This window comes from Streptomyces sp. S6 (assembly GCF_054880855.1).
Genome location: NZ_JBTYMC010000267.1, coordinates 1 through 9,377, shown reverse-complemented (window position 1 = coordinate 9,377; position 9,377 = coordinate 1). Strand labels below are relative to the sequence as shown.

8 protein-coding genes are annotated in these 9,377 nt (G+C 71.3%); 6 read left to right on the top strand and 2 right to left on the bottom strand.

The genetic code is table 11. The annotated features are described in order from the left end of the window. The 6 genes from ACVNF4_RS27610 to ACVNF4_RS27585 all read left to right on the top strand — a co-directional run. Positions 1 to 763, top strand: a 763-nt coding sequence (locus ACVNF4_RS27610) for a carbonic anhydrase (protein ID WP_461805586.1), incomplete at its 5' end; no start/stop codon positions are given. A gap of 215 nt (positions 764 to 978) precedes the next feature. Then, positions 979 to 2,934, top strand: a complete 1,956-nt coding sequence (gene acs / locus ACVNF4_RS27605; RefSeq protein WP_461805585.1) for an acetate--CoA ligase — start codon at positions 979 to 981, stop codon at positions 2,932 to 2,934. A 221-nt stretch (positions 2,935 to 3,155) separates the two neighbouring features. Further along, positions 3,156 to 4,568 (top strand): Na+/H+ antiporter NhaA, encoded by a 1,413-nt coding sequence (gene nhaA, locus ACVNF4_RS27600; protein WP_461805584.1) that lies wholly within the window; start codon positions 3,156 to 3,158, stop codon positions 4,566 to 4,568. A gap of 50 nt (positions 4,569 to 4,618) precedes the next feature. Continuing rightward, positions 4,619 to 5,128 (top strand): phage holin family protein, encoded by a 510-nt coding sequence (locus tag ACVNF4_RS27595; protein ID WP_461805583.1) that lies wholly within the window; start codon positions 4,619 to 4,621, stop codon positions 5,126 to 5,128. Further along, positions 5,125 to 6,057, top strand: a complete 933-nt coding sequence (locus ACVNF4_RS27590) for an alpha/beta fold hydrolase (protein WP_461805582.1) — start codon at positions 5,125 to 5,127, stop codon at positions 6,055 to 6,057. Before ACVNF4_RS27595 ends, ACVNF4_RS27590 begins: the two co-directional genes overlap by 4 nt. Before the next feature lie 208 nt (positions 6,058 to 6,265). Beyond that, positions 6,266 to 6,445 carry a hypothetical protein gene (locus tag ACVNF4_RS27585; RefSeq protein WP_461805581.1) on the top strand — a complete coding sequence of 60 codons (180 nt, stop codon included), beginning with the start codon at positions 6,266 to 6,268 and terminating at the stop codon, positions 6,443 to 6,445. Positions 6,446 to 6,464: 19 nt separating this feature from the next. On the opposite strand, the gene ACVNF4_RS27580 is transcribed toward ACVNF4_RS27585, so the two are convergent. Continuing rightward, positions 6,465 to 7,664: a MarP family serine protease gene (locus tag ACVNF4_RS27580; RefSeq protein ID WP_461805580.1), complete on the bottom strand. Its 1,200-nt coding sequence runs from the start codon at positions 7,662 to 7,664 to the stop codon at positions 6,465 to 6,467. A gap of 751 nt (positions 7,665 to 8,415) precedes the next feature. Next, a complete protein-coding gene (locus tag ACVNF4_RS27575; protein ID WP_461805587.1) occupies positions 8,416 to 9,078 on the bottom strand; it encodes an NUDIX hydrolase in 663 nt (220 codons plus the stop codon). Positions 9,079 to 9,377: the final 299 nt, after the last annotated feature.

The window sequence follows — 9,377 nt, the reverse complement described above, 5'->3', positions numbered from 1 at the left end:
CGAACGCCCCCACGCCTCCGGCGCCACACCCCCCGGCACCCCCACGAACCCCGCCCCCGCCACCCCCGTCCCCCCGCCCAGCGCCCACCAACTCGCCCGAGGGATCAGCGCGTTCCAGCGGAACACCGCCCCCCGCGTCCGGGGCGAGCTCGCGCGGCTCGCGAAGGAGGGGCAGCGGCCGGCGCAGTTGTTCCTGACGTGCGCGGACTCCCGGCTGGTCACGTCGATGATCACCTCCAGCGGGCCGGGTGACCTCTTCGTCGTCCGCAACGTCGGCAATCTCGTGCCGCTGCCCGGCGCGGAGAGCGGGGACGACTCGGTGGCGGCGGCGATCGAGTACGCGGTGGACGTGCTGGAGGTGCGGTCGATCACGGTGTGCGGGCACTCGGGGTGCGGGGCGATGCAGGCGCTGCTGAAATCCGAGTCGCCGACCGCCCGGCAGGGCACCGCGCGGACGCCCCTCCAGCGGTGGCTACGGCACGGGCGGCCGAGTCTGGAGCGGATGGCCGACGACAGCCGCGCCTGGGCGAGGCTCGCCGGGCGGGCGCCGGCGGACGCGGTGGAGCAGCTCTCGCTGACCAACGTCGTCCAGCAGTTGGAGCACCTGCGGGCGCACGAGTCGGTGGCCCGCTCGCTCGCCGCCGGGACGCTGGAGCTGCACGGCATGTACTTCCACGTGGGTGAGGCGCAGGCGTACCTGCTGACGGAGTCCCGCAGGGGGACGCTCTTCGACCATGTGGGAGCGGCGGAGAGGAGCGGCTGATCCTGTGTCGGCAATTCGAACCCCAACCCTCCGGAGTGTGAAAGGTGTTACACCCCCTGAACTCCCCCACCACGACATCCGTGGGTACGAATGACCTGGCCGGTCCAGGACCTGGAAAGGTCTAAACCACTGATCGGCCGACTCTTGTCATCGCCCTCCGGGTCTGATGAGCTGTGGCCTGGGACACAACGGACACCCTGGGAAAGGGAGATGTCGTGAGCAACGAGAGCCTGGCCAACCTCCTCAAGGAGGAGCGGCGCTTCGCTCCGCCGTCGGACCTGGCGGCGAACGCCAACGTCACGGCCGAGGCGTACGAACAGGCCAAGGCTGACAGGCTCGGCTTCTGGGCGGCGCAGGCCCGCCGGCTGAGCTGGGCCAAGGAACCGACCGAGACGCTGGACTGGTCGAACCCGCCGTTCGCGAAGTGGTTCGCGGACGGCGAGCTGAACGTCGCCTACAACTGCGTCGACCGCCATGTGGAGGCCGGCCTCGGCGACCGGGTCGCGATCCACTTCGAGGGCGAGCCCGGCGACAGCCGCTCGATCACCTACGCCGAGCTGAAGGACGAGGTCTCCAAGGCGGCGAACGCGCTGCTGGAGCTGGGTGTCGTCAAGGGCGACCGGGTCGCGATCTACCTGCCGATGATCCCCGAGGCGGCGATCGCGATGCTGGCCTGCGCCCGTATCGGCGCCCCGCACTCGCTCGTCTTCGGCGGCTTCTCGGCGGACGCGCTGGCGACACGCATCGAGGACGCCGACGCGAAGCTCGTCATCACGTCGGACGGTGGCCACCGGCGCGGCAAGCCGCTGGCGCTGAAGCCGGCGGTGGACGACGCGGTCGGGCGCGGCGGCGGTGTGCGGAACGTGCTGGTGGTGCGGCGGACCGGGCAGGAGGTCGCCTGGGACGACAGCCGGGACGTGTGGTGGCACGACATCGTGGACCGGCAGTCGGCCGAGCACACGCCCGAGGCGTTCGATGCCGAGCACCCGCTGTTCATCCTGTACACCTCAGGTACCACGGGTAAGCCCAAGGGCATCCTGCACACCTCCGGCGGCTACCTCACGCAGGTCGCCTACACGCACCACGCGGTCTTCGACCTCAAGCCGGAGACGGACGTCTACTGGTGCACGGCCGACGTCGGCTGGGTGACCGGGCACTCGTACATCGTGTACGGACCGCTGGCCAACGGCGCGACGCAGGTGATGTACGAGGGCACCCCGGACACGCCTCACCTGGGGCGGTTCTGGGAGATCGTCCAGAAGTACAAGGTGACGATCCTGTACACGGCGCCGACCGCGATCCGGACGTTCATGAAGTGGGGCGACGACATCCCCGCGAAGTTCGACCTGTCGTCGCTGCGGGTGCTCGGGTCCGTCGGGGAGCCGATCAACCCCGAGGCGTGGGTCTGGTACCGCAAGAACATCGGGGCGGACACGACGCCGGTCGTCGACACGTGGTGGCAGACCGAGACCGGCGCGATGATGATCTCGCCGCTTCCCGGAGTCACCGAGGCGAAACCCGGTTCCGCGCAGACGCCGCTGCCGGGTATCTCCGCGACCGTCGTCGACGACGAGGCGAACGAGGTGCCCGACGGGGGCGGCGGCTATCTCGTCCTCACCGAGCCGTGGCCGTCGATGCTGCGCACCATCTGGGGTGACGACCAGCGGTTCATCGACACGTACTGGTCGCGCTTCGAGGGCAAGTACTTCGCGGGCGACGGCGCGAAGAAGGACGACGACGGCGACATCTGGCTGCTCGGCCGGGTGGACGACGTGATGCTCGTCTCCGGGCACAACATCTCGACGACGGAGGTCGAGTCGGCGCTGGTCTCGCACCCGGCGGTGGCTGAGGCGGCCGTGGTGGGCGCGACCGACGAGACGACCGGCCAGGCCATCGTCGCGTTCGTCATCCTGCGCGGCACGGCCTCGGAGAGCGCCGATCTCGTCGCCGAACTCCGGGGCCACGTCGGCACCACCCTCGGCCCCATCGCCAAGCCCCAGCGCGTCCTCCCGGTCGCCGAACTCCCCAAGACCCGCTCCGGCAAGATCATGCGCCGCCTCCTGCGGGACGTCGCGGAGAACCGCGAAATGGGCGACGTCACGACCCTGACCGACTCGACGGTCATGGACCTCATCCAGGCGAAGCTCCCGGCGGCACCGAGCGAGGACTGACGGCCCTCCACCACGACGACGCCCCCGGCACCGAGGAAGGTGTCGGGGGCGTTTCGTGTGCGTGGGCGGGCTGAACGAAGGGGCGTACTCCTCCCCGCTCCCGTATGACCCCCGCCGCAGCCTTCGGTACCCTGGTAAAGGTCGCGTCAAGATCGCGGCATGGTGCGCCGGGAAGTCTGGTCGGCATGTGTAGACGCATGCCCTGAGACCGGAGGTACCCCGTGACCGCGCCCCGCGCCCCCCGCAAGTTCCTCGGCCGCCTCTCGCTGCCCGAGCGGACGTTCGTCGTGGACGCGCTGCGCACGGAGACGGTCGGCGGCGTGCTGTTGCTGCTCGCGGCGGTGGGGGCGCTGGTGTGGGCGAACGTCCCGTCGCTCAAGGGAAGTTACGCGAGCGTCAGCGACTTCCACCTCGGGCCGGGAGCGCTCGGGCTCAGTCTGTCCGTCGCCCACTGGGCCGCCGACGGTCTGCTGGCCGTCTTCTTCTTCGTCGCCGGGATCGAGCTGAAACGCGAGCTGGTGGCCGGGGACCTCAAGGACCCGAAGGCCGCCGCGCTGCCGGTCGTCGCCGCGCTGTGCGGGATGGCCGCACCGGCATTGGTCTACACCGTCGTCAACGGCAGTAGCGGCGGCTCACTCGCGGGGTGGGCGGTGCCGACCGCCACGGACATCGCGTTCGCGCTGGCCGTGCTCGCCGTGATCGGGACGTCCCTGCCGAGCGCCCTTCGGGCGTTCCTGCTGACGCTGGCCGTGGTGGACGACCTGTTCGCGATCCTGATCATCGCCGTCTTCTTCACGGGCTCACTGAACTTCGCGGCGCTGGGCGGGGCGGTGGCGGGGCTGGTCGTCTTCTGGGTGCTGCTGAGGAAGGGCGTCCGGGGCTGGTACGTGTACGTCCCGCTCGCCGTCGTCGTCTGGGCCCTGATGTACAACAGCGGCGTCCACGCGACGATCGCCGGTGTCGCGATGGGCCTGATGCTGCGGTGCACGACGCGAGGCGGGGAGGAGAGGTCGCCCGGGGAGCGGGTCGAGCACCTGGTGCGGCCGGTGTCGGCGGGGCTCGCCGTCCCGCTGTTCGCGCTGTTCAGCGCCGGGGTGACGGTGTCCGGCGGGGCGCTCGGGGACGTGTTCGGAAAGCCGGAGACGCTGGGTGTCGTCCTCGGTCTGGTCGTCGGCAAGACCGTCGGCATCTTCGGCGGGACCTGGCTCACCGCACGCTTCACGCGGGCCTCCCTCAGCGAGGATCTCGCCTGGGCGGACGTCTTCGCGCTGGCCTCGCTCGCGGGGATCGGCTTCACCGTGTCGCTGCTGATCGGCGAGCTGGCGTTCGACGGGGACGCGGCTCTGACGGACGAGGTGAAGGCGGCCGTCCTCATCGGCTCCCTGATCTCGGCGGGCTGCGCGACCGTCCTGCTGCGCCTGCGCAACGCGCGCTACCGGCGGCTCGCCGAGGACGAGGAGCGCGACGAGGACGGCGACGGCATCCCGGACGTGTACGAGGCGGACGACCCGGCCCACCACCTGCGGATGGCGGAGATCCACGAGCGGAAGGCCGCCGAGCACCGCCGTATCGCCCGGGACATGACCGCCGAAGTGCCGGGCGGGACGGGCGCCGGGGACGGCCGTCCGGCATGATCTGACGGGACGGTACAAATCGAGAGCACATGAACAACAGGGAGAACGCGATGAGCGCACCCGACGACAGCCCGGTCGGCGCCGAACGCAGTGTCGGCCAGCTGTTCGCCTCCGCGACGGCCGAGATGTCCGCGCTGGTGCACGACGAGATCGCGCTGGCGAAGGCGCAGCTCAAGCAGGACGTGAAGCGGGGGGCGGTGGGCAGTGCGGTGATCATCGTCGCGGCGGTGGTGTTCCTGTTCTCCCTGCCGATGCTGAGCTTCGCCCTCGCCTACGGCATCAACGCCTGGACCGGCGGCCACAACGGCGACGGCGGCTGGAACCTCGCGTGGTGCTTCCTGCTCTCCTTCGCCGCGAACGTCCTGCTCACCGTCCTGCTCGCCCTGGTCTCCGTGGCCATGTTCAAGAAGACCGCGAAGAGCAAGGGCCCGCAGAAGGTCGCCGCCTCCATGAAGGAGACCGCCGGCGTCCTCCAGAACGCGAAGCCGCACCCCCGGCCCGAACTCGCCCCGGAGACGTCCCCGAAGGCCGTCGAGGCTGTGGCACGCTCGACGTCATGACGGAGCCCTCGACAGTCGTACGACCGGACACGCTCCCCGACGGGACCAAGGTGCTCCACCGGGACGTCGCCGCGAACGGCGCGCGCTTCCACATCGCGGAGGCGGGCGAAGGCCCGCTGGTGCTGCTGGTGCACGGCTTCCCGCAGTTCTGGTGGACGTGGCGGCACCAGCTGACGGCGCTCGCGGACGCCGGGTTCCGCACGGTCGCCCTGGACCTGCGCGGGGTCGGCGGCAGCGACCGCACCCCGCGCGGCTACGACCCGGCGAACCTCGCGCTCGACATCACCGGCGTCATCCGCTCCCTCGGCGAGCCGGACGCCGCGCTCGTCGGGCACGACCTCGGCGGCTACCTGGCGTGGACGGCCGCCGCCATGCGCCCCAAGCTCGTCCGCCGCCTCGCGGTCGCCTCGATGCCGCATCCCCGGCGGTGGCGCTCCGCGATGCTCGCCGACGTCAAGCAGACGGCGGCGAGTTCACACATCTGGGGGTTCCAGCGGCCCTGGCTGCCCGAGCGGCGGCTCGTCGCAGACGACGGTGCGCTGGTCGGCGAGCTGATCCGGGAGTGGTCGGGGCCGGTGCCGCCGGACGAGGAGGCGCTGGAGGTGTACCGGCGCGCGATGTGCATCCCGTCCACCGCGCACTGCTCGATCGAGCCGTACCGCTGGCTGGTGCGTTCCCTGGCCCGGCCGGACGGCGTGCAGTTCTACCGCCGGATGAAGCGGCCGGTGCGCGTCCCGACGCTCCACCTGCACGGCTCCCTGGACCCGGTCTCGCGCGCCCGGAGCGCGGCGGGCAGCGCGGAGTACGTCGAAGCGCCGTACCGGTGGCGGCTGTTCGACGGGCTCGGGCACTTTCCGCAGGAGGAGGACCCGGTGGCGTTCTCGACGGAACTGGTCAACTGGCTGAAGGATCCCGAGCCTGATCGGTGAGTCCGTTTCTGACCGTTTCGGCACTCCCCGCGTGACCGTTTCAAGGCACCCTGCGTGATCGTTTCGACGCTCTCCGTATGACTGATTCCGTGCGCCCGGTGGCCGAATGGGAACGGGTGTCTCACGAACGGTCATATCCCGGATGCACAGGCCGATTCCCCGGTCCCGGGGAGGTTATCGACCTTGGGGCAGGGGCAGACGTCGGGGTATGGGCTGGACGCACGACAGTGACACAGCACGCACCCGCCGCTCGGCCGACGGCCTGAGCCCCCACCAGCGAGGCAGCGACCCGGACGTGCCGGGCAGCGACCTCCGGGTGGGCATTCCGCGCATCCTGCGCCGCAGGGCCCGCTGGGTCTCGGTGCGCCTGCGCCACCCACGCGGCTGACCCTCACCCACGCTGCCCCTCACAACGCGCAGTTGTCGCTGTCGACCTGCTGCGACGCCGTACGGCCCTCCGTGATGTCCTGCCGGATCTCGTCGGCGGTCAGGGCGTACCCCGTCTGCGGGTCGTCCAGGGACTTCGCGAAGACGACGCCGTAGACCTTGCCGTCGGGGGTCAGCAGGGGGCCGCCGGAGTTGCCCTCACGGACGGTCGCGAACAGGGAGTAGACGTCCCGTCGGACCGTGCCGCGCTTGTAGATGTCCGCGCCGGACGCCGTGATGCGCCCGCGCACGCGCGCGGCACGGACGTCGTACGCGCCGTTCTCGGGGAACCCGGCGACGATCGCGCCGTCGCCGCTGTCGGCGTCGTCCGTCGTGAAGCGCAGGACCGGAGCGTCGAGGTCGGGGACGTCCAGGACGGCGATGTCGCGCTTCCAGTCGTACAGGACGACTTTCGCGTCGTACTTGCGGCCCTCGCCGCCTATCTGGACGGTGGGTTCGGCGACGCCGCCGACGACGTGCGCGTTGGTCATCACCCGCCGCTCGCCGAAGACGAAGCCGGTGCCCTCCAGGACCTTGCCGCAGCTCTCGGCGGTGCCCATCACCTTGACGATGGACCGCTTGGCGGTCACCGCGACCCGGCTGGCGGCGAGCGCCGGGTCCGGGGGGTCGACCTCGCGGATCGGCTCGTTGGAGAAGGGGGAGAAGACCTGGGGGAAGCCGTTCTGCGCGAGGACCGACGTGAAGTCCTTGAACCAGGTGTCCGCCTGGACCGGGAGCGTCTCCGAGACCCCCAGCAGCACCTTCGAGCTGCGGACCTCCTTGCCGAGCGTCGGCAGCGTCGTCTGCGCCAGCATCGAGCCCAGCAGCCAGGCCACCAGCAGCATCGCCGCGACGTTGACGAGCGCCCCGCCCGTCGCGTCCAGCACGCGCGCCGGGGACCAGGTGATGAACCGGCGCAGCTTGCTGCCGAGGTGCGTGGTCAGCGCCTGCCCGATCGACGCGCAGACGATCACGACGACGACGGCGACGACCGCGGCCGTCGTACTGACCTCCGAACTGTCGGTCAGAGCGTCCCAGATGACCGGCAGGAGGTACACGGCGACGAGTCCGCCGCCCAGGAATCCGACGACCGACAGGATGCCGACGACGAAGCCCTGGCGGTAGCCGACGACCGCGAACCACACAGCCGCCACCAGCAACAGGATGTCCAGCACGTTCACCGCTCGGCGCCTCGCCTATTCAACTCGCCCTCACCACAGGTCGGCCGACGGGTCCCCCAGGCCCCGTCGGGGGTTCCCGGCGTTCCCCTGAGCTCGGCCGGGGGTCCGGCGTCGCCCGGGGGTACGGCCGGGGGCTCCGGCGTTTCCCAGGGGGTCGGCCGGGGAAGCCGGCACGTCTCCTGAGCCGACCGGGGTTCCCGCCGCCCCTCCGAGGCGGGCCAGGATTCCCGGCGCTCCTCTGAGAACCACCAGGGACCCCGGCGTCCCCCCGAGGACCACCAGGGACCCCGGCGTCCCCCAGGGGGCGGCCGGAAGTCTCGGCGTTCCCCTGAAATCCGCCGGGATTCTCGGCGTCCGCCCAGGGGGCCGCCAGGTGTGCCCGTGGTCCCCTGAGGTGGGCCGGAGAGTCCGGTGTCGCTCTGGGAGTGGGCGGGGGTGGCGTCTCGCAGGGGGTGCGCCGGGGGTGCCGGCGTCCGCCTGAGGTCGGCCGGGGGCCTCCTGTTCGGGGCCGCCGGAGGGTCCGGTGTCCCGTCGAGGGTGGCCGTGGTCCCGGTGTTCTCCCGAGGTCGGCCGGAGAGCCCGGTCCGGCTGCCGGGGTCGGGGGCCGGTTCGGTGCTCGGGGTGAGCGGCCGGGTGGCCCCTTCGGTCCGACGGGTCGGGTGGAGAGTCTCCGTCTTCTCTCCGGGCGCCGGGAGGGACCCGGGTTCCGGTGAGGGGCGCGGAGAGAGTTCCGCGTCCGGGGGACACACTGTCATGCGCGCCAGTCCAGCGGGACCTGCTTGTCCTGGTCCCAGGGGAGCTCCCAGCCCGCGAAGTGCAGGAGCCTGTCGATGACGCCGGCCGTGAACCCCCACACGAGGGCCGATTCGACCAGAAATGCCGGACCTGCGTGGCCCAGGGGGTGGAGGGCGGTGACCCGGTGCGCGGGGTCCGTGAGATCCGCCACGGGGACGGTGAAGACGCGGGCCGTCTCGGCGGGGTCGACGGCCTCCACGGGGCTCGGTTTACGCCACCAGCCGAGCACCGGGGTCACGACGAAGCCGCTGACCGGGATGTACAGCTTGGGCAGGACGCCGAAGATCTGGACGCCGGCCGGATCCAGCCCCGTCTCCTCCTCGGCCTCCCGCAACGCCGCGCGCAACGGGCCGTCGCCCTGTGGATCGCCGTCCTCGGGGTCCAGCGCGCCACCTGGGAACGAGGGCTGTCCCGGATGCGAACGCAGGGAACTCGCACGCTCCATCAACAACAGCTCGGGTCCCCGCTCACCCTCCCCGAACAGAATGAGAACGGCGGCCTGCCGCCCACCCCCATCCTCCGGCGGCAGAAACCGGCTGAGCTGCACCGGCCGAACCGTCTCCACCACCCTCACCACCGGCTCCAGCCACTCCGGCAGCCCTTCCCTGCTGACCTCCACCGGCACCCCGTCGTCCTCCACATGCCTCACGTCCGCCCCACCCCCGTTCTGTCCACTCCAACGCCCAACTCCCCCGAGATCGTTCCACCCCACCTCGAACGTCCTCCCCTGATTCCCCCTCGATCATGTGGGCGTCCACATCACGGACACCGGTTGTTCCGTTTCGCCGGGGTGAGGGTGGGCCGGGGTTGGCCGTCTCCCCCACGCATGCGATCCGCACGCGCCTCGGGACGACCGCACCGCGCGTGCGCCACGCCCGCTCACCGGACCGCCACCGCCCGACCCCGCTCCGCGCGCAC